This window comes from Actinobacillus porcitonsillarum (genome assembly GCF_003101015.1).
Classification (GTDB): domain Bacteria; phylum Pseudomonadota; class Gammaproteobacteria; order Enterobacterales; family Pasteurellaceae; genus Haemophilus_A; species Haemophilus_A porcitonsillarum.
Genome location: NZ_CP029206.1, coordinates 1,808,603 through 1,830,434 on the forward strand (window position 1 = coordinate 1,808,603; position 21,832 = coordinate 1,830,434).

Annotated in this window: 14 protein-coding genes and 1 pseudogene; 6 read left to right on the forward strand and 9 right to left on the reverse strand. The window is 38.6% G+C overall.

Going from position 1 to position 21,832, the window contains the following annotated elements; all coding sequences use genetic code 11:
- Positions 1-9 precede the first annotated feature (9 nt).
- From mscK (DDU33_RS08725) to seqA, 4 genes are read right to left on the reverse strand one after another with little or no spacing between them, the layout of a single operon-like run.
- Complete coding sequence (mscK, locus tag DDU33_RS08725) at positions 10-3,330, reverse strand: mechanosensitive channel MscK (protein ID WP_108924773.1); 3,321 nt, start codon at positions 3,328-3,330, stop codon at positions 10-12.
- Between the two features lie 17 nt (positions 3,331-3,347).
- On the reverse strand, positions 3,348-6,680 hold the full coding sequence (mscK, locus tag DDU33_RS08730; RefSeq protein ID WP_108924775.1) for a mechanosensitive channel MscK: 3,333 nt from the start codon (positions 6,678-6,680) through the stop codon (positions 3,348-3,350).
- Between the two features lie 8 nt (positions 6,681-6,688).
- On the reverse strand, positions 6,689-8,092 hold the full coding sequence (gene menE, locus DDU33_RS08735; RefSeq protein WP_108924777.1) for an o-succinylbenzoate--CoA ligase: 1,404 nt from the start codon (positions 8,090-8,092) through the stop codon (positions 6,689-6,691).
- Positions 8,093-8,103: 11 nt separating this feature from the next.
- Positions 8,104-8,664 carry a replication initiation negative regulator SeqA gene (gene seqA / locus DDU33_RS08740; RefSeq protein ID WP_005817783.1) on the reverse strand — a complete coding sequence of 187 codons (561 nt, stop codon included), beginning with the start codon at positions 8,662-8,664 and terminating at the stop codon, positions 8,104-8,106.
- A 114-nt stretch (positions 8,665-8,778) separates the two neighbouring features.
- Here seqA and DDU33_RS08745 point away from each other — a divergent pair, with 114 nt between their 5' ends.
- Together DDU33_RS08745 and cmoA are read left to right on the forward strand one after the other, a co-directional pair.
- Positions 8,779-9,564, forward strand: coding sequence for an alpha/beta fold hydrolase (locus DDU33_RS08745; RefSeq protein WP_108924779.1), 786 nt, complete (start codon positions 8,779-8,781; stop codon positions 9,562-9,564).
- Positions 9,565-9,567: 3 nt separating this feature from the next.
- Entirely contained in the window at positions 9,568-10,293 is a 726-nt protein-coding gene (gene cmoA / locus DDU33_RS08750; protein ID WP_005817786.1) for a carboxy-S-adenosyl-L-methionine synthase CmoA, read from the forward strand.
- Positions 10,294-10,345: 52 nt separating this feature from the next.
- On the opposite strand, the gene tsf is transcribed toward cmoA, so the two are convergent.
- The 5 genes from tsf to rlmE all read right to left on the reverse strand — a co-directional run bounded on the left by tsf (position 10,346) and on the right by rlmE (position 16,849).
- Positions 10,346-11,191, reverse strand: a complete 846-nt coding sequence (tsf, locus tag DDU33_RS08755; protein WP_005817788.1) for a translation elongation factor Ts — start codon at positions 11,189-11,191, stop codon at positions 10,346-10,348.
- A gap of 105 nt (positions 11,192-11,296) precedes the next feature.
- A complete protein-coding gene (gene rpsB / locus DDU33_RS08760) occupies positions 11,297-12,007 on the reverse strand; it encodes a 30S ribosomal protein S2 (RefSeq protein ID WP_005823792.1) in 711 nt (236 codons plus the stop codon).
- 268 nt (positions 12,008-12,275) lie between these two features.
- Positions 12,276-14,054, reverse strand: a complete 1,779-nt coding sequence (locus tag DDU33_RS08765) for an ABC transporter ATP-binding protein/permease (protein WP_005817793.1) — start codon at positions 14,052-14,054, stop codon at positions 12,276-12,278.
- Positions 14,055-14,259: 205 nt separating this feature from the next.
- The gene (gene ftsH / locus DDU33_RS08770; RefSeq protein WP_005817795.1) at positions 14,260-16,188 is read right to left on the reverse strand and encodes an ATP-dependent zinc metalloprotease FtsH; all 1,929 of its coding nucleotides are present in this window, start codon (positions 16,186-16,188) and stop codon (positions 14,260-14,262) included.
- Positions 16,189-16,222: 34 nt separating this feature from the next.
- Complete coding sequence (rlmE, locus tag DDU33_RS08775) at positions 16,223-16,849, reverse strand: 23S rRNA (uridine(2552)-2'-O)-methyltransferase RlmE (protein WP_108924780.1); 627 nt, start codon at positions 16,847-16,849, stop codon at positions 16,223-16,225.
- A gap of 234 nt (positions 16,850-17,083) precedes the next feature.
- On the opposite strand from rlmE, the gene guaB reads away from it, so the two are divergent.
- From guaB to guaA, 4 genes and pseudogenes are all read left to right on the forward strand, one after another.
- Positions 17,084-18,550, forward strand: a complete 1,467-nt coding sequence (guaB, locus tag DDU33_RS08780) for an IMP dehydrogenase (protein WP_005817800.1) — start codon at positions 17,084-17,086, stop codon at positions 18,548-18,550.
- 98 nt (positions 18,551-18,648) lie between these two features.
- Positions 18,649-19,533, forward strand: a pseudogene (locus DDU33_RS08785) (BRO family protein).
- Between the two features lie 60 nt (positions 19,534-19,593).
- On the forward strand, positions 19,594-20,127 hold the full coding sequence (locus tag DDU33_RS08790) for a hypothetical protein (RefSeq protein ID WP_108924781.1): 534 nt from the start codon (positions 19,594-19,596) through the stop codon (positions 20,125-20,127).
- A gap of 16 nt (positions 20,128-20,143) precedes the next feature.
- Complete coding sequence (gene guaA, locus DDU33_RS08795; protein ID WP_108924782.1) at positions 20,144-21,715, forward strand: glutamine-hydrolyzing GMP synthase; 1,572 nt, start codon at positions 20,144-20,146, stop codon at positions 21,713-21,715.
- The last annotated feature ends 117 nt before the right edge of the window (positions 21,716-21,832 follow it).

A 21,832-nucleotide genomic window follows, 5' to 3' on the forward strand; every position in this document is an offset into this window, starting at 1 on the left:
TCCTTTTTGTTATTTTGCAAAATTTTCGACCATTTTAACCGCTTGTTGAGGTTCATTCTCTGATGAGTGTAAATGAACATCTAATTGATTCAAGGCAAATTGAATACCATTTTCACGGAAAAGTTGATTAATACGAGATTGTAAGAAATTCATCGTTTCGGTACGATCACCTAACTCCCCGACAAACACTAATAACTCGTGTTCTAAAGCGTTATCGCCAAAACGGAGCAAGTTAATTTCCATTTTCGGCTCCGCTAATACTTTCGGTGCTTCCGAAACAGCTTGTAATAATAACACTTTCATTCGTTCTAAGTCGGTATCGTAACTAACTTTAAACAAAATCTGCAAGCGTGTAATCGTATTATTTAGTGTCCAGTTAATAAAGCGATCTGTCACAAATGCTTGGTTTGGTAACACGACCTCCATATTATCTGAATTCAGTAATGTGGTAGAACGTAAGCGGATTTTCGTAATAATACCGGTGTATTGCCCTACGGTCACTTTATCGCCAACTCGGATCGGTCTTTCAAAGAGTAGAATAGAACCCGAAACAAAACTACCAAAAATCTCACGAACCCCGAAACCTAAACCGACGGAAAGCGCCGTGAAGATCCATTGAATTTTTGTCCACGAAATCCCTAAAGCTGAGAATGCCGAAACACTACCAATGGTAATAATAATATACGTTAATACGGTAATGATCGTCTGTGGCGTACCTTTTGAAAGCCGCATACGAGAAAAGAAGGTGACTTCTAAAATCCCCGCAATGTTTTTCACTAACACATAGGTAACCATCACATAGAGTAATGCTCTCATTAAGTTGAGTAATGTGACAGAATCTACTTGAGTACCATCATTGCTTTCCCACAGTATCACACCATCTAGATAGTAGGCGACACTCAACAGATCGGACCAAACCACATAAAGTAGAGCAAATAAGACAACCCAACCAATCAGATCCGTTACGCGGAAAATTTGCTGATTGACGACCGATAACTTAATTGTTTCTTCTTCTTTGGCATCCTCTTTGCTGTTTGATTGAGCATCTGTGGCTTGTTGTTCACGAATTTTTTGGCGTTTTTCCTGTAAACGGCGATACGCTAATCGGCGTGCCGAAATGCTAACAAAACGATAAGCAAAATAGCGCCCAAATACCCAAAAGAGAATGACAAAGTAGCTATTAAGCAAATGCGTAATTAAATAGACCGCCGTATAGTAATACCCTAATAGGATCAACACGATAAGCGAGATTGGCGCAACAATTAAGATCAATCGTAAGAGCTTAAATAAACTAATGTTACGCTTAGAACCATCTTCCGTTTTCGCATTTTGATACTCTTTGATCCCCCTGTTTAGCAACGGTCTTACCACAAATAGACACAATGCTAACGCAATAATAGACATGACCTGCCCTATGGCATCATGGGTATAACCAATCGTATCAACCTGTGATGGAATAGATGACACCAATAATAATCCAACAATCCAAATAGATTGTTTAATAATACGTTGGAAGATGCGATTACTTTCTTGTGGCATGCCAAAATGGCGATAAGCCAATCCATTTGGACGCAATAATGAAAGTACTGTCGCAAAGAACCACCAATAAAGCGTTAGACGTAATCCCCATCGCCATGCAGAAATAGGATCGTGGAGAAATAAAAATGCCACTAAGGAATAGGCCGCCAAGAACATTAACGTACTTGGTAGTGCCAATAAAATCGTCCAGAACATCGCTTCTGGTGTGTACCAATGGCTATCATTTTTTAGCGTATTGACTCTACTTGCAATGAATGCCAAGCGGTCTTTTATTGCTTGTTTTTTCCAATTTAGTAAGAAAGAGACAAACAAAAAAGCTATCGTAAATACCAGCATTTGAAGCAAGTTTTGATGCACGTTATCAAAACTCACATACTTTGCTAGTTCTGCAATTTCAGCAAATGCAAGAGAAGGAAATGTTTTAATCCAATTTAAATCAAATGGATTATTGCTATTTACCCAGAAGCTTTGCTGTTGAAGTTTCCGTTGCAATGCATCACTAATTGCCATGGACTGTTTCTGATTATTCTCAATGTTAATCGAAATATTCAGTTGGCTATTTAATGATTTAATAATCTCATCTAAAAGTTGCTGACGCTCTTTTAGGATCTTATTGAGTGCTTGATTCTCTTCTTCCGTTAAGGACTCTTCAAGGTGCTCTGTAATGCTCTTAATATAGTCATCAATGTTATAAAGCTCATCCCGTTGCTGTGAGTACTCAAAAATATGTACCCTAACATTAGAAATTGAATTCGCCAGATTTTTGTTAAAACTCTCTGTGGGTAGCGCTTGTTTTTGCTTATTGATTACTTTAGACAGAACCAACGTGCCCTGAAGCGCACTGATCTGTTCATCAATGTTGCGTTGTGTTTGTGTTAAGCCTTCCAACACATTTTTCATTCGCAAATCATCACGAGATAGTGCATTTAGCTTTTGAGTCTGCTGAACTAAAAATTGGCTAAGTGATTGATTATCTTCCAATTCTTCTTTGATAAGATAGTTTTCAATGCTACTTGCTATCGTTTGATTAGCCACTTCTTGTGCTTTTTGTTGGGAATCCTCTAAACGTTTTGTATTTAAGGTTTCTTGTAGAATAGAAAGCTGTTTCTGAATCAGTTGTTGTTTTGCAATCGCTTCATTGCGTTTTGCCTCATCTAGCGAAATCAATTTTTCTGCATTATTGCTTAATAATGCGTTAAAACGGTTGTTTTCTTCAAGAAATGCTAACTCAGCATTCCATTTATCCACCAAAGATTGATTAGATTGAGTTGTATTTTTGACTCGATTGATTTCTTGCATGCGAGCCAAATTCTCATCTAATAATTTTTGATTATTTTTTAATAAATTACGACTATTTGCTAAACGAGTATCTAAATCAACAAAATTTACTTGTGCCGATTGTAATGCTGCTTCAAGCTCATTTTGTTTTTGCGTTAGTGCATCCAAGGAAAGTGTTGCATAAGTCTTCTCCGAAAGACTATCACTTTCTTCTTTGTAAGCTTTTGTTCTATTTTGGAGGGCAATAACCTCTTGTGGCAACGTTGAAATTTGTTTTTCCAATGCTGCCATATCTTGCTTTTGCTTTTTAGTTTGCTCGACAAAACGCAATGTCGCTTCTAAATTTTGGGCTTGCGAATCCGTTGAGGTTGCGTCTAACGTCCCAGTCTTTAATGCACTAATTTGATTACGAATACTCGTTTCCGCTACCTGATTTTGGCTTTGACTTGCCCTAACAGGAAGCGAAAACGCTATACATAATAAAATAATAAAAAACCGTCTATAAAATTGCATAAATGAATAAATCCACTTTAACGTTTAATATCAAGTTGTTCACTTGACCATTTTACTTCTTCATTTGTTGATTGGTTTTTAATAAAAATATCTAACTGGTTAAAGGCAATATCAATGTTATTTTCTGCAAATAATTGATTGATTCTGCGATTTAACGTATCAATCGTTCTTGTACGATCACTTAATTGTCCAACATAAACACGTAGCTCATGATCTAACGTACTTGCGCCAAAACTGAGGAAGTACGCTGCTGGAGCAGGATCTCTGAGTACCGCGTCATTTTCCTCGGCTGCTTGTAGTAATAATTTTTTCACCAGGTCTAAATCTGAACCGTACGCTACACCAATGCTGATAACCAAACGTGTCATTGAGTTAGTTAAAGCCCAGTTTACAACACGTTCTGTAATGAACGCTTTATTTGGCACAATAACTTCTTTCTTGTCATTATCAATCAATGTTGTTGCTCGAATACGAATTTTAGAAACCGTCCCATTAAAGTTACCAATCGTTACCATGTCACCAACACGTACCGGACGTTCAAATAAAATGATAATCCCCGAAACAAAGTTTCCGAAAATTTCTTGCATACCGAAACCTAAACCAACCGATAATGCCGTAAATAGCCATTGTAACTTAGACCAAGACATCCCTAACATAGAAAATGCTAAGGAAGCGCCTAATACAACTAACAGATAGGTCAATAATGTCGTAATGGTATAAGGTGTTCCTTGAGAAAGTTTTAGGTTCGAAAACACAAATGTTTCAAGAAGACCACTTAAATTCCGAATAAGCACATAGGTAACCACCACAATAATGACCGCCACCAATAAATTGAGTAATGTGATCGATTCCATGACCACACCGCTTTCGGTTGTTGTACTTTGTTGCCAAAGCGTGACACCTTTTAGGTAATAAGCCACCGTAATTAAGTCTGACCAAACCCAATACAATAATGCAAATAATCCAACCCAAAGTACAAAATCTGTGATTTTCAACATTTGATTTTTTACTTCGCTGACTGCAATCGCATCCTGTTTAATCTCAAGCGGAATATCGTCTTCCGTTGTATTATTTACTGTCTCATTTGCTCGTTTTGCCACTAATTGTTCACGTTTTTCTTGTAAACGGCGATAAGCTAAACGGCGGGCGGAGACCGTAAAAATTCGATAAAACACATTACGGACAATAATCCATGTCGTTACGGCAAAATAAGTTGAAATTAAATGCTCAATAATGACTAAAGAAGTATAGTAATACCCCATGACAATCAGTCCGATCAAAGCGATAGGGGCTAATAAAAGCACTATGCGTACCAGCGTTAATAAGACATGACGAGGGCTTTTATCTTGTTCTACGGTATTTTGATAAGTCGAAATCGCTTTTCTAAAGCCCGGTGCAATAATAAATACGGTAACAACTAAAACTATAATTGTCATCGTTTGACCGATCACATCATATGCCACACCCATTTCTGAATTCGCAAAGATTGAAGTATTTAATAATAAACCGACGACCCAAACCGAACGTTTTAAAATGTGTAAGAACAACATATTGCTCTTTTGAGGCATATCAAAATGGCGATAGCCAATCCCATTTGGACGTAACATTGCCATCATGAAAGCGAAATAGAGCCAATAACCCGCCATTTTCAAGCCCCAAGGCCAGATCGTTAATGGATCTTGGAAACAGATATAGGTTACCAAGATAAACACCATTAAGAACATAAAAGTGCTAGGTAAACATAAAATGATCGTCAAGAAAATAGCGTAAGGCGTATTCCATTGGCTATCTGTTGTTATCGTTTTCATACTGTTACTAATTTGATTTAGACGCTGTTTTATCGACTCTTTTTGTCGAAGAATCGTTATCGTCATCAATGTTAATAACGCAATGAGTAACCCTGCCGGCAAGGCATTATCTCGCCAATTCGAGAAATCAAACTGCTTTGCAATATCTTCTAATTGTAATCCGGCAGAAAGAGGGAATTTAGTAAACCAAGCTAAATCAATCGGACTATTACTTTTAACCCAAAAGCTTTGTTGTTGTAATTTCTGTTGTAATTCATCACTGATGGTCTGAACTTGTTTTTGACTGAGCTCAATGTTAATTGCTAAATTCAATTGATTATTTAAAGACTTAATCAATTCAGACAATGTTTGTGCTCGTGCTTGTAACACCTCTGTAAGCTGATTTTTTTCTTTCTCCGTAAATTGCGTTTTATTGCTACTTTCTAATTTTGCAATATACGCAGCAGGGTTAGAAACCGTATCCTTGAATTCACTCATATCAAAGACATTTACTCGTAGCTCACTGATTCGGTCGGCTAAGCCTTTAATCATTTGATCTTGAGGCAAAAGCTGTTTTTGTTTATTGATGATACGAGATAGCACCAACGTACCTTGTAATGAGCTAATTTGCTCATCAATGTTACGCTGGGTTTGTTGCAAATTATCTAACATACTTTTAATACGTAAGTTATCATTTGATAATTCACTCATCTTCGTTGTTTGATTCAGAAGCTCCTGACTCAATTTCGCATTCCAATCCAATTCTTTTACAATCAATGGATTTTGATCCGAGCTTAAGTTCTGCTCTAAAGATTCTGTCGCTTGAGCTACCTTTTCTTTAGAGTCTTCAACTAATTTCTGATTAATTGCTTGTTGTAAAGCACTTAATTCCGCCTGAAGATTTTGTTGCTCTTGTTTTTTCTCATCTAATTGCGTGTTATAAAGTGTTGAAAGTTCTTCGCTCCCTTTCAACAAATTTTGATTATAGGTATTCTGAATATCCAGTAATGCTAACTCTGTCGTGAGTTTATTTTTGTGAGCATCCGTAATATTCGCATTCGCTAATTCACTACTAATTGCTTGTTTACGTGCGGCATTCGCCGTTAATACAGCTTGAGCTTTATCCGGCACAGCATTTTGCGCAACTAATTTGGCATTAATAACCGATAAATCTGCTTGAACCTGATCTAATTCAGATTGAATAGCACTAGAGGACTGTTGTAACTTCGCTAAAGCGTCTTTCCCTAAACTTTCTGCTGAAGGTATCTGTTCATTTTTTAACTTATCAAGATTGGTTTGACTTGTAGATAAGGCTTTCTTGGCATTATTAATCTCATCATTTAAGGCATTATTATCCTCATTTTGTTGTGTAATTTGAGACAATAATGATTGCGTATCTTCCAGATCTTTAATTAATGCTTTTGTCGTATCATTTTGTTCTAATTTATTCGCTTCTTTCAGCTGAAGTTGAATTGTCTTTTCCGTTGGTAATTCTGCAGCCGACACATAGCTTTGGCATAAACATAAACTGATTAGAAAATAACGTAATACTGTTTTGATCATACAAATTCCTAAACTTGTTGTTGAACAAGTGATGATTTTAATTGTTTCCGAGAAATTTTAATGCCGCCTTGCTGAGCATTTTCAGTATTTAAGGCAAAATAGCAAACGGGTTGTTTAAATTTTTCTAAATGTAATCTTGCAAAATTTTGCAATTTTTCGACCGCTTGCGTATTAAATGGTTCGATAAAATCGACAAATGCCACAGGGCGCTGCCCGAATTCTTCATCATCCCTTGGCACAACAAAAACTTGTTTTACCATACCTGATTGAAAAAGGACTTTTTCGACTTCTTCCGGTTGAATATTTTCGCCACCAGAGATAAACATATTATCCAACCTACCTTTCACAACTAATTGCCCTTGGCTATTCCACGCACCACGATCTTTAGTTTGCAACCACCCCTCTTCATTCACAAGCGGTCTGATTTGCCCATCCTTTTGCCAATATCCCAGCCCGAGCATTGTTCCCTTAACCCAAATTTCATTTTCAACAATTTTAACGGCTCGCCCCTTTAACGGCAGACCGACATTATCCAAAGCATTCTCTACCGCACAAATTGTGGACGCCATTTCCGTCATACCATAACCGGAAAAACAACAAATGCCCCGTTGTTGGGCTTGTTCAACTAATTCAGGTGGAATTGCACTACCACCCAGCAAACATTTTTGGTTTTGCCCAATTAAAGCCGTTGTTTGAGTTAAATAGCGTTGTAATTGTGTTGGTACTAATGAAGCATGGGTAACTAAAGAAAGCATCTCAAAAAAATCCGCTTTATCTTCATGAATAAATAAAGACGCGCCTTTGAATAACCACCGCCAAAGAATACCTTGTCCGGATACATGAAAAAGAGGTAAGCTCAATAACCAAGCATGCGCAGCCTCAAATTGCATTAACTCGCAAACACCCTCTGCATTCGCAAGATGGTTCTCCACGGAATGAACGATAGCTTTCGGCGTACCAGATGATCCTGATGTGAGAGTAAGGGTCGAAGGTTGCGACCAATCACATGGTAAAAGTGCACAAGCGGTCTGTTTTTCAGAAAACTCTGCAAAATGCTGATCGGTTATCAGAATATCAACACCATTATCTTCTAAGATATTTTGCTGTTGGGAAGAAGTTAATGCCGGATTTAACATTAAGATCTTTTTACCTTGCGCAATGGTCGCACAGTAGCAAAGCACGCCAATCAGCTTACAGCTACCACTATAAGCAATCACTTGGGCAGAATGAAAATCAGGTTGAGAGGACAAAAAAGCGGATACTTGTTTAATAAGATGATGAAACTTTTGCCAATTTAAAGTTTCAGGTAGCCAAGTTAAATATGGGCATTTCCCCTTTCGCCAGACAATAGCTGTATGATGTGGCTGCATTTTTGCCCAATGCTCACTCATGAAAGATGAAAAATTGCCCATTTAGCCTCAAATTAAGAAAAGAATGTTTTTACTTGATCAATAACAGATGATGGCAATCCCATCACTTGCATCACATGAGTAATGATCAAACCTTTGCGTTGTGTATTGTTATTCGTTACAACCCAAAATGGTGAATGAGGAATTTGTTTTGCTTTTACACTATTACCATGGCTTAATAATGCTGCTTCCTCTTTTGCAAAGTATGTTCGTTCATTCCCTGTTACGACTGTTGTCGCAGATGAGAAACCTTCCGGATGCGCTTTATATAATGCAGAAAGTAATGCTAAGAATCGAACAACATGCTTTGTTTCATTCACGAATGTTTCTGAAGTCAGCACCATTTCAACTTCATGTTTAGCCTTTTCAATCGGATCTTCTTTTTTATGCTTACCTTTTGGTTTCACTAATTCTTTTAATTCATCAATCGTATTTTGTTGAACTAAAACAAAAGGTTGAGGCGATGATGGCAAACGTAATAAACGGCGTAAAATATCAGATGCACTTTCGCCAATTGATTGTGTTCGACTTGCTATGTAATGATATAATTCCTCATCAACTTCAATGGTTTTCATCTTATCCTCTTAATTTTACTCGATTTTTACTGTTGAAAATAATTCTAGGCATTATAATACAAGTTAAAGATCTTTTTACAGATCAATTTGATCAACACATAAAAAATTATTCTTATGGCTTCAAACTTACTTTTAAATTATCAATTTCAACCGGCAACCGCAAAACCTCATGCCCAAACTATGGTCTTTTTACATGGGTTATTTGGCGATTTAAATAATTTAGGCATTATTGCTCGTGCATTTGCTGACCAATTTAACATTCTACGCGTTGATTTACGAAATCACGGTGCATCATTCCATCATGATGAAATGAACTATCGTTTAATGGCTGAAGACCTAAAATTACTGTTAGAATCGCTTAAACTCTCTCAAGTTATTGTGATCGGTCATTCTATGGGAGGGAAAACCGCCATGACACTTGCACATATTGCCCCCGATTTAGTCGCAAAATTAGTGGTCATTGATATTGCACCAACCCAAAACCCAACTCATCGCCATGACAATAATTTTGCAGGGCTTTTTGCTATCAAAGCAGCTAAACCGGCGACACGTCAAGAAGCGAAAAAAGTGCTTGAACAATATGTACAAAATGAAGGCGAACAGCAATTTATGCTAAAGGCTTTTGATCCTCAAAAGCCCGATTATTTCCGCTTTAATCTCACAGCGATTAAACAAAATTATGAAAATCTGATGGGATGGCAAGATGTCTTTTTTGATAAACCCACTTTATTTATTAAAGGCGGATTATCCGATTATATTCAATCAAAAGACAGCGCTGCCATTTTAGCGCAGTTCCCTAAAGCAACTTCATTTGTCGTGGCAAATGCTCAACATTGGGTACATGCGGAAAAGCCTGAAACTGTCGCACGAGCCATTCAAAAATTTTTAGACAAGGAATAAAAAATGAATAAAGATACAATTTTCTCTGCCCCTATTGAAAAATTGGGCGATTTTACCTTTGATGAATCTGTCGCAGAGGTCTTCCCCGATATGATTCAACGTTCAGTGCCTGGCTATTCAAACATTATTACTGCTATTGGTATGCTTGCACAACGTTTCGTGACCGAAAACTCAAACGTTTACGATCTTGGATGCTCACGTGGCGCAGGTATTCTCTCCATTCGCCGTAACATCAATAGCCCCAATACCCGCATTATTGGCATAGATAACTCTCAACCGATGGTTGAACGTTGTAGAACCCATATCAATGCTTATCACTCTGATGTTCCTGTTGAAATTCTTTGTGATGATATTCGCCATATTGAGATCAAAAATGCCTCTATGGTGGTATTAAATTTCACACTACAATTTTTACCTCGTGCAGATCGCCTTGCATTATTGCAAAAAATCTACCAAGGATTAAACCCTCATGGCATTCTTGTCCTTTCTGAAAAATTCACATTTGAAAATGAGACCATGAACGAATTACTTATCGATCTGCATCATACTTTCAAACGTGCGAATGGATATAGCGAATTAGAAGTCAGTCAGAAACGAACTGCATTAGAAAATGTGATGCTAACAGACAGTATTGAAACGCATAAAGAACGTTTAAAAGAGGCTGGATTCCAACAAGTTGAATTATGGTTCCAATGTTTTAATTTTGGCTCCATGATTGCGATTAAATAACAAAAAAAGCAGGTATTTCTACCTGCTTTTTTCCTAGTTACCTAGTACAAAATTAGATTTTCTGCATTGCAGCAACTTCTGCAGCGAAGTCAGCTTCAACTTTCTCAATACCTTCACCCACTTCTAAACGAATGAAGCCAGAAACTGAAGTATTTACTGATTTTAAGTACGCGCCAACAGTTTGTGATGGATCCATAACGAATGCTTGGCCAGTTAATGATACTTCGCCAGTGAATTTCGCCATACGACCTTCAACCATTTTTTCTGCGATTTCTTTTGGTTTACCAGAGTTCATTGCGATTTCGATTTGGATTTCGCGCTCTTTAGCAACCACTTCAGCAGAAACGTCTTCTGGATTTACGAATTCAGGTTTAGATGCAGCTACGTGCATTGCAACTTTCTTAAGTTCTTCTTCAGAACCTTCACCTGCTACTAATACACCGATTTTCGCACCGTGTAAGTATTGTGCAATCACTTGACCTTCTAAGTATTGAACACGACGAATGTTCATGTTCTCACCGATTTTAGCAACTAATGCAACACGTTTTTCTTCAAATTGTGCTGCTAATGCTTCGATAGAGATATCTTTGTTTGCAGCTGCATAATCAACAACTTCGTTTGCTAATTCTAAGAAACCAGCATCTTTTGCTACGAAGTCAGTTTGGCAGTTCATTTCAACTAATACACCAAAACCATTTGCAACGCGAGCTAAGATAACGCCTTCTGCTGCGATGTTACCTGCTTTTTTAGCTGCTTTTGCTTGACCTGATTTACGCATGTTATCGATTGCTAATTCGATATCGCCGTTAGCTTCAACTAATGCTTTTTTACATTCCATCATACCTGCGCCGGTACGCTCACGAAGCTCTTTTACTAATGATGCTGTAATTTCAGCCATTTTAATATCCTCAGAAATGAAATTTAGATAAGAGAAAGCAGGGATTACTTTTCAGCCCCTGCTCTCGAATAGATTTAAGGGCTATGCCTTAGTTCAAGATAACGATTATTCTGCTGCTAATTCAGCTTCAACGTTAGCACCTTTACCTTCTTTGATTGCAGCTACTGCTGAATCTAAGTAAAGTTGGATTGCACGAGTTGCGTCATCGTTACCTGGGATGATGTAATTTACGCCATCTGGAGTTGAGTTAGTATCAACGATTGCAAATACAGGAATACCTAAGTTATTTGCTTCTTTGATTGCGATATGTTCGTGATCAGCACCGATTACAAAAATTGCATCCGGTAAACCGTTCATATCTTTGATACCGCCTAAGCTTAACTCTAATTTTTCTAACTCACGAGTACGCATTAACGCTTCTTTTTTAGTGATTTTGTCAAAAGTACCGTCTTGAGTTTGAGTTTCTAAATCTTTTAAACGTTTGATTGACTGACGAACTGTTTTCCAGTTTGTTAGCATACCACCTAACCAACGGTGGTTTACGTAGAATTGTTGGCAATCTACTGCTGCTGCTTTAACTGCATCTGACGCTGCACGTTTTGTACCAACGAATAATACTTTACCGTTGTTGCTTGAAATACGAGTTAATTCAGCTAACGCTTCGTTGAATAAAGGTAAAGTTTTTTCTAAGTTGATGATATGAACACCATTACGAGCACCGAAAATGAATGGTTTCATTTTTGGGTTCCAGTAACGAGTTTGGTGACCATAGTGAACGCCTGCGTTAAGCATATCGCGCATAGAAACTTGTGCCATAAGAATTTTCCTTTAAAGTTGTTTGTCCAGCCACTTATGAAAGACTGAACGGGGTTTAGCCTCCACCTATCCTAGAAAATTAACCGCATAAGCAGCACCCCAATTCCCAGTTTTATGATAGATGTGTGTTTTAGTGTTAAAAAATAAATACCTTGTTTTTATTGCCGAAAGCTGGAAATAAAAACGGCAAGATTATGCCAAAAATTTAAGCAAAAAGCCAATAAATTTTTTGCAAGCGGTTAAATAAATTCAACCGCTTGCAATCATTCTAACATTGGCATTCAATACATTTAAAATCCCCTAGGGTAATTTGCTTATTATGGAATTGTTGAAGCGTACAACGATGTCCTACACTGATAATAATACTTTCAGGCAAGAGGTGACGAATAGTACGGTATAAAATCGCCTCCGTTGGTTCATCAAGTGCCGATGTTGTTTCATCTAAGAAAATCAATTCCGGTTTGGTTAATACAATTCTGACGAAAGCCACACGTTGTAATTCCCCCGGTGATAAAGTCGCTTGCCAATCCGTATCGTAATCTAACGCATTAACATATTTTTCCAGACAACAAACTTCCATCGCTTGTTTTATTTGCTCATCACTTGCATTTAAGTGTGGGTAACAAATTGCCTCTCGTAGTGTTCCCTGTGGCATATAAGGTCTTTGAGGCAAAAATAGAGGCATTTCTGTACAAGCCTGTTCTGCCACGCCAAAGGTTTCAAACGGATAAATACCGGCAAGTGCTTTCAATAATGTCGTTTTTCCTGTTCCGGATGCCCCTTGAATTAACAAGGAATCCCCTGCATGCAATTCAATATTGATATTCTTTAATAAAATCTGACCGCTTGCATCTTTCACACCAAAATTATGGAGATAAAATCCTTTTGAGCAAGGGTAAGGCTGACGAGCCGGAATTTCATCTAACTTATCTAATGTCGTAAAAAAGCCATAAAGACGATTTAAACGAGCCTGATAAAGCGTAAACTCTTCGTAAAATAATCGGAAAAAAGATAATGCTCGCATTAAACGATTAAATGATTGTACCGTTTGATGCATATCCCCTAACGTTGCTTGTCCGGCAAAAAAACGGGGAGCTTGTAGCATTAACGGTAAAATCATTGTAATTTGTGTAACCCCAGTATTAAATCCATCTAGCCCCAACATTTTACGCACAATACGCCAACGGTTTTGAATAATTAAATCAAACTTATCTCGTAAATTCCCTTGCTCTTTTTCCTCCCCTGAATAAAAAGCAATACTTTCTGCATTATCTCTGACACGAATAAGTGAATAACGATAATCCCCTTGCAACCTCTCTTTATTGAAATTTAAATTGATAAGAGGACGACCAATCCATACTGATAATACTGTCGCAAGAATAATAAAAATATAGATGAAAAAGACAACACCTTTAGGAATATCAACACCAAAGAGACTTAAAATGCCGGATAATCCCCATAAAATGATCGTAAATTCAATGGTAGCAACGATTGAATTCAACACGCCTTTAACCATTTCAACCGTACCGGAAATAAATGCAGTCGCATCTTGCTCAATACGTTGATCAATATTATCCGGTAGTTCTTTTTGGTATTGTAATAAATAGTAGTTCTTATTTTCTAACCAGCGTTCTAACATTTCTGCATTGAGCTTTTCTAACCATCTGATTTCAAAAGTCTGCGTTAAGAAATATTTGATGATGGAATGAATAATTTTGACTACAACTAACATTGCATTTATCCCGGCAAAAAACCAGAATGCATCGACTGCTTTATCTTGTAGCGATTTATATAACCCATTGTAGAAAAAGGTATTTAATACACTGATCCTTACTTCTAGAAGAATCAGAAGTAAAAGTAGCCCAATTAACCCCAATGTTTTCACTTTATTACTTTTATGCCAACAGGGTTGAACAACTTTCCAAAATTTATAACCTAATTCGGTTCGTTTGAATAAAAATACAAAGCTTGCTAAGCCTAAAATAACCCAAAAAAACGAGCTAATTAGCCAATAAAAACTGTTGTTGAGTTCCGTTTGCCAATTCATTGAAAATCCTAAATATAAAAAACGGTTGGAATTGAGAATAATTCACAACTCCAACCGTGCGTATTTTAAAGACTTTACTTATATTGTCAATTCACTGAATTTACTGTTGCCAAAATATTGTTTTGCTACTATGCCGTAAAATAAGTAGCAATAAAGAAGACCGAGTCTTTCAATAAAACTCGGTCTTTTGTATATTTACAATACGTTATTTGTCCGCAACTTCACCATCTATTTTAGGTTCTTCCAAATCAGATTTAACAGGCTCTTCATTGCTAGTATTTGAAGAATTTGGCGTGTTGGCACCATTTTCAGGTTTATCATTCCAACCTGAAGGTTCACCTACTGGGCGCCGAGCCATTAAATCATCAATTTGTTTACGATCTAAAGTTTCATATTTCAATAATGCATCTTTCATCGCATGTAAAATATCCATATTATCTTCGAGCGTTTGTTTGGCTCGTTGATAGTTACGGTCGATAATTTTACGCATTTCAATATCAATCAATTTCTGTGATTCTTCTGAAACACCTTTGATTGCGCCCATTCCATCTTCATTTTGATAGAAGATTGGACCGAGTTCTTTAGAAAAGCCCCATTGTGTTACCATCGCTCGTGCAATTTGAGTCGCACGATGAATGTCAGAAGACGCACCGGTTGTAATTTTATCTTCACCAAAAATCAAACCTTCTGCAATACGTCCTGCAAATAAGGTTGAAAGTTGGCTTTCTAATTTAGTGAAAGTTTCACTTACACGGTCGCCTTCCGGTAAGAACTGAGCAAAACCAAGTGCTTGACCACGAGGGACAATAGTTACTTTGTTTAGCGGATCATGCTCCGGCATTAAATAGCCCACGATAACGTGCCCAGCCTCGTGATATGCCGTATTGATGATCTCTTTTTCAGTCATCGTATTAGAACGGCGTTCTGGCCCCATATTGATTTTATCTCGAGCTTGCTCAAAATCTTCCATCGTCACGACACGTTTATTCTTACGTGCGGCGAATAATGCGGCTTCATTAACGAGGTTCGCTAATTGTGCCCCTGAATATCCTGGGGTACCACGAGCAATTTGCATCGCATCAACATCATCTGCAAGCGGTACTTTTTTCAAGTGAACTTGCAAGATCTGCTCACGGCCTTTTACATTCGGTAAATCGACTGTAACTTGGCGGTCAAAACGCCCTGGACGTGTTAAAGCATCATCAAGTACATCAGCACGGTTCGTTGCCGCAATGATAATAACACCTTCGGAACCTTCAAAACCGTCCATTTCAACTAACATTTGGTTTAATGTCTGTTCACGTTCATCGTGCCCACCACTAAATCCTGCACCACCACGTTTGCGACCAACCGCATCGATTTCATCAATAAAGATAATACAAGGCGCATTTTTCTTTGCTTGTTCAAAAAGATCCCGTACACGTGAAGCACCGACCCCGACAAACATTTCAACAAAGTCAGAACCAGCCATTGTAAAGAATGGCACTTTTGCTTCGCCGGCAATCGCTTTAGCTAAAAGTGTTTTACCAGTTCCCGGAGGTCCAACCATTAAAATACCTTTAGGAATACGACCACCTAATTTCTGGAATTTACTTGGATCACGTAAGAAATCGACAACTTCGCCAACTTCTTCTTTCGCTTCATCACAACCTGCGACATCAGCAAAAGTGGTTTTAACCTGATCTGCTGTCAACATTTTAGCCTTGCTTTTACCAAAGCTAAAGGCGCCACGACCACCGCCACCTTGCATTTGGCGCATATAAAAAGCATAGAAGCCGATAAGCAATAACATCGGGAACCAAGAAATCAAGATTTGTGTTAACAAACCACGGCGTTCTTCCGGTTGTCCTGTTACAGTTGCGTTCGTTTTTGCCAAATCCGCCATTAAGTATTCATCATACATTGGCATCACGGTTTTATATTGCGAACCATCATTTTTGGTCACACTAATAACATCTTCATTACGCTTAAAATCCACCTCTTTTAACGTATTTGATTTAATATCATTTAAAAAAGTTGAATACGCAACAGTGTTTGAGCTGCTTCCAAAGTTTGAATTAAATCCTTCAAATGCGGTAACCATCACAACAGCAACCACGACCCAAAGGACGATGTTTTTAACAAAATCGTTCAAGATTTAGTCCCCTATGTTATAAAAAAACTGGTTATTATCCTTTATACCCTGTCGCAACAATATAAACTTCACGAGAGCGATCTCGTGATGCTTCCGGTTTACGCACTTTTACCGTCGTAAACATTACTCGGATATCTCTTAAATATTCATCAAAACCTTCGCCTTGGAAAACTTTGACCACAAAACTGCCTTTTGGTGCCAATACTTGACGACACATATCTAAAGCCAATTCAACCAAATACATTGCTCGAGGAATATCAACAGATGGCGTTCCGCTAAAATTTGGCGCCATATCAGACATCACAACGTCCACCATATCATCGCCAACGCGCTCTAATAATGCATTTAAAACGCTTTCCTCACGAAAGTCCCCTTGTAGAAAATCAACGCCTACAATTGGGTTCATATCCAAAATATCACAAGCAATAATACGCCCTTTGCTTCCAATCTGCGTAACCGCATATTGCGACCAACCACCAGGCGCGGCCCCAAGATCTACCACTGTCATCCCCGGTTTAAATAAACGATCCGTTTGTTGGATTTCATCTAATTTAAAATATGCTCGTGAACGCAACTTCTGCTTATGTGCTTTTTGAACAAACTGATCTTTAAAATGTTCTGCCAACCAACGAGACGAGCTGGCACTCCGTTTTCTACCCATTTTCTCTCAAAAATATTTAACAATTACAACTGAATTTATTAGTTTACCATAATAAGGGCAAATTATCGCTATTCAAGTCAATTCATTAGATTTTTGTGATAGTTTTTTCCATGCTGATAATTTTTATCCAACATGCAAACGATTGCTTGAATTTATTTTACAACAATAAAAAATACCTGTATAATTCGCCCGCAATAATTTCTATACACATTTTATATTTGAGGAACTATTGCAATGGCATTACGTATCAAATCAGAAGCCTTAACATTCGATGACGTGCTTCTTGTCCCTGCTCATTCAACTGTGTTACCAAACACAGCAGATCTTTCCACGCAATTAACCAAAACCATTCGTTTGAATATTCCAATGCTTTCTGCTGCAATGGATACCGTAACCGAAACCAAATTAGCGATCTCTTTAGCACAAGAAGGTGGTATCGGTTTTATCCACAAAAATATGTCTATCGAACGCCAAGCAGATCGTGTACGTAAAGTGAAAAAATTTGAAAGCGGTATCGTCACCGAACCTGTAACCGTTTCGCCTGAATTAACGTTAGGCGAACTGGCTGAATTAGTGAAGAAAAATGGTTTTGCCGGCTACCCTGTTGTAGATAAAGAAGGCAATTTAGTCGGTATTATTACAGGTCGTGATACCCGTTTCGTGCGTGACTTAAGCAAGCCAGTATCGAAAGTGATGACGCCAAAAGAACGCCTTGTTACCGTTAAAGAAAATGCAACACGTGAAGAAATCTTAGATTTAATGCACGAACACCGCGTGGAAAAAGTGTTAATGGTTGATGACAGCTTTAAATTAAAAGGGATGATCACCGTTAAAGATTTCCAAAAAGCAGAACAAAAACCAAACGCTTGTAAAGACGAATTTGGTCGTTTACGTGTAGGTGCAGCGGTTGGTGCCGGCCCGGGTAATGAAGAACGTATTGAAGCTTTAGTACAAGCCGGTGTGGACGTGCTTTTAATTGACTCTTCACACGGTCATTCTGAAGGTGTGTTACAACGTGTGCGTGAAACCCGTGCAAAATACCCGAATTTACCAATCGTAGCAGGAAACGTGGCTACCGCAGAAGGCGCTATCGCGCTTGCTGATGCGGGCGCAAGTGCGGTGAAAGTGGGTATCGGTCCGGGTTCAATTTGTACGACACGTATCGTGACCGGCGTGGGTGTTCCACAAATTACTGCAATTGCAGAAGCCGCAGCCGCATTAGAAGGTCGTGGTATTCCTGTAATTGCAGACGGAGGTATCCGCTACTCAGGCGATATTTCAAAAGCCATTGCTGCCGGCGCAAGCTGTGTAATGGTAGGTTCAATGTTTGCAGGAACAGAAGAAGCACCGGGCGAAATCGAGCTTTATCAAGGTCGTGCGTTCAAATCTTACCGTGGTATGGGTTCATTAGGCGCAATGAGTAAAGGTTCTTCAGACCGTTACTTCCAATCAGATAATGCAGCGGACAAACTCGTGCCTGAAGGTATCGAAGGTCGTATTCCGTACAAAGGTTTCTTAAAAGAAATCATTCACCAACAAATGGGTGGTTTACGTTCTTGTATGGGCTTAACGGGTTCTGCAACCATCGAAGACTTACGCACAAAAGCACAATTTGTACGCATTAGCGGTGCAGGTATTAAAGAAAGCCACGTTCACGATGTAACCATTACGAAAGAAGCGCCTAACTATCGTATGGGCTAATCTTTCAACGGACTTGTAAGGTGGGCTTACTAGCCCGCCTTTTCTAGTTTTTTATTATTTGCAAAATTTTCTGAAAATTTAACCGCTTGAAATCTAATATGGACATTAAACTTTTTGAACACAAAGAAGTCCGTTCCGTTTGGGACGAAGTGCAAGAAAAATGGTATTTTTCGATTATTGATGTCATCGAAGTTTTGACGGAAAGCCCTAATCCAAGAAAATACTGGAGTGTCTTGAAAACAAGGCTTAAGAAGGAAGGAAGTCAGTTGGCTACAAATTGTAGTCAACTGAAATTGAAAGCTGCCGATGGTAAATTTTATAAAAGCGATGTAGCCGATGTACCGCAACTGCTACGCTTAATTCAATCCATTCCATCCCCGAAAGCTGAGCCATTTAAACTTTGGTTAGCACAGGTGGGAAGTGAGCGTTTAGATGAATTGCAAGATCCAGAGCTTACCATCAACCGAGCAATGCAGGATTACTTGCGATTAGGCTATTCGGAAAATTGGATTAACCAGCGTTTAAAAAGTATTGAAATCCGTAAGGAACTGACGGACGAATAGAAACGTGTCGGCGTGAAAGAAGGACAGCAATTTGCCGTTTTAACCGATATTATCACTAAAGCGTGGAGCGGAAAAACTACCAAAGAATATAAGCAATTCAAAGGGTTAAAGAAAGAAAACTTACGCGATAATATGACGAATACCGAGCTCATTCTCAATATGTTAGCCGAAGCCTCGGCCAAAGATATTTCGCAAGCAGTAAACCCTGAAACCTTTGAAGAAAATCAAAAAGTCGCCGAACAAGGCAGCAATGTTGCTAAAGTGGCTTTACAAGAGTTAGAAAGCAAAACGGGCAAAAAAGTCGTGAGCGATTTATCGGCGAAGAAAATATTTTCCCCGCACGGCAAGCCGTACGGGGTTACGCATAGTTTAGCTCCGCTGGAGCTGGGAGTTACAAATGAACAAAGAGCTACGGAGTAGCTCAATTATGCTTAACCTAGGGCGTAAGCCCTAGGAAAAAAGCCATTAAAGGAACATTTTATGACAAAAATTGCAGACCTTGAATTTGTACAAAATCTTACTTGGTCAAAAGTTATTGGTTATTCTGCTATAATTGCAACAACATTAGTATCAATGACTTGGACTGTTAGTACACGTGTAATTGATAGTCGATTAGTAAGTATAGAAAAAGAAAATGAAACTCTAATTGCTCAAAATGAATCGTTAAAAAATCAACTAGCAAAAGTTTCTAATAATACAGTTGCTAATGCGAATAAAACGGAAAGCGTAACTCCGGAAAAACAAGAAGCTAATGATGAGTTTGAAGGGGAAGCAGCAATTAATACCTCTATAAGAATTAAAGAATTAGATTTTATTTTTTCTGCTTCTGGTATTTATACAGAAACAGTATATTTCGTATTCACCACACCAAATGGTGAAGTAGCAGCAGATAAACCATTAAAAATAGGAAATAGCTTTGAGTTTGAATACAGTTCTAAAAAATATAAGTTTATTTTAATGGGAACTGATACAAGCAAAAAAACTTTTTTATATTTAATTAAACCAATTAAATAATCAATAGAGAAACAAAATGACAAACATCCACAACCATAAAATCTTAATCCTTGACTTTGGTTCACAATATACCCAACTGATCGCACGTCGTGTGCGTGAAATCGGGGTTTACTGTGAGCTTTGGGCTTGGGACGTGACGGAAGAACAGATCCGTGAATTTAACCCAACGGGGATTATTCTTTCGGGCGGTCCTGAAAGTACCACCGAAGAAAACAGCCCACGTGCACCTGAATATGTGTTTAACGCTGGCGTGCCGGTGCTTGGCATTTGCTACGGTATGCAAACGATGGCAATGCAGTTAGGCGGTTTAACGGAAACTTCGGATCACCGTGAATTTGGCTATGCGTCTGTTGAGTTAAAAGCAACTGACCGCTTATTTGCAAAATTAAATGATGATCTCACCGCTTCTCAACCAAAATTAGACGTTTGGATGAGCCACGGCGATAAAGTAACGCAATTACCACCGCACTTTAACGTCACTGGCGTCACCCCAACTTGCCCGATTGCGGCAATGTCGGACGAAAGTCGCCATTTCTATGGCGTGCAATTCCACCCGGAAGTTACCCATACGAAAAGCGGTTTAGCCTTATTAACCAACTTCGTAGTAAACATCTGTGGCTGTGAAACCAAATGGACAGCAGAAAACATCATTGAAGATGCCGTGGCTCGCATTAAAGCCCAAGTTGGTGATGATGAAGTCATTTTAGGCTTATCAGGCGGCGTTGATTCATCTGTTACCGCACTACTTTTACACCGTGCAATCGGCAAAAACTTGCACTGCGTATTCGTAGATAACGGCTTATTACGCTTAAACGAAGGCGATCAAGTGATGGAAATGTTCGGCGATAAATTCGGCTTGAACATTATTCGTGTAAACGCCGAAGATCGTTTCTTAGACGCACTCAAAGGCATTGATGAACCTGAAGCGAAGCGCAAAACCATTGGTAAAGTATTCGTTGATGTGTTTGATGACGAATCTAAAAAGCTGACTTCAGTGAAATGGTTAGCACAAGGCACGATTTACCCAGATGTAATCGAATCCGCCGCCAGCAAAACAGGCAAAGCACACGTGATCAAATCACACCACAACGTAGGCGGCTTGCCGGATTATATGAAATTAGGCTTAGTTGAACCATTGCGTGAATTATTCAAAGACGAAGTGCGTAAAATCGGCTTAGCATTAGGCTTACCGGCAGAAATGCTCAACCGCCACCCATTCCCAGGCCCAGGCTTAGGCGTGCGTGTGTTAGGCGAAATCAAAAAAGAATACTGCGATTTAGTCCGCCGTGCTGATGCGATCTTTATGGAAGAACTCCACGCCTCAGGCTGGTACTACAAAGTCAGCCAAGCCTTTACTGTATTCCTACCAGTCAAATCTGTGGGCGTAATGGGCGATGGGCGTAAATATGATTGGGTGGTTTCATTGCGTGCAGTGGAAACTATCGACTTTATGACCGCACATTGGGCACACTTACCATACGATTTACTCGGCAAAATCTCAAATCGTATTATCAACGAAGTGAATGGTATTTCCCGTGTAGTGTATGATGTTTCAGGTAAACCACCTGCAACAATTGAATGGGAATAAAATTTCTGCTTTTCATCCCTTTTCAATTCATTTCAAAATCAACCAAAAGCCTTGTGAAAACAAGGCTTTTCTATTTCATACAATTTCATTGCTTTTCACGTTAGTTTATTTTTCTGA